Raw genomic sequence first — 632 nt, forward strand, 5'->3', positions numbered from 1 at the left:
TGAAGGTGTGGGCGCCGAGCGTGCGCGAGGTGGTCACCAACAAGGTCACCGACCCGTACTCGGTGGCGCTCACCGCAAACTCCGAGCGCAGTCTGGTCGCGGACCTGGACGACAAGGCGCTGGCCCCGGCGGGCTGGCGGGAGCTGCGCAAGCCGAAGGCCGTGCCGCTGCGGGACGCGCAGATCCAGGAGCTGCACATCCGGGACTTCTCCGTCACAGACAAGACCGTGCCGAGGAAGGACCGGGGTACCTATCTGGCCTTCACCGACACCGGTGGTGACGGTTCCCGGCACTTGAGGAAGCTGGCGAAGGCGGGCACGTCGTACGTGCACCTCTTGCCCGCCTTCGACATCACCGGCATCCCCGATCGCAAGGCGGATCAGGCGGTCCCGGACTGTGACCTGGCGTCTTTCCCGGCGGATTCGGAGCGGCAGCAGGAGTGTGTGGGGAAGGTGGCCGGGAAGGACGCGTACAACTGGGGGTACGACCCGTTCCACTACACCGTTCCGGAGGGTTCGTACGCCACCGATCCCGACGGTGTGGCGCGGACGGTGGAGTTCCGGCGGATGGTGCAGGCGCTGAACCGGGACGGGCTGCGGGTGGTGATGGACGTGGTGTACAACCACACGGCG

Annotated in this window: 1 pseudogene; it reads left to right on the forward strand. The window is 67.7% G+C overall.

Going from position 1 to position 632, the window contains the following annotated elements:
* Window positions 1-632, forward strand: a pseudogene (locus tag IH25_RS38220) (pullulanase-type alpha-1,6-glucosidase); the annotation flags it as partial.

Origin of the sequence: Streptomyces achromogenes subsp. achromogenes (assembly GCF_000720835.1) — a bacterium.
Lineage (GTDB): Bacteria > Actinomycetota > Actinomycetes > Streptomycetales > Streptomycetaceae > Streptomyces > Streptomyces achromogenes.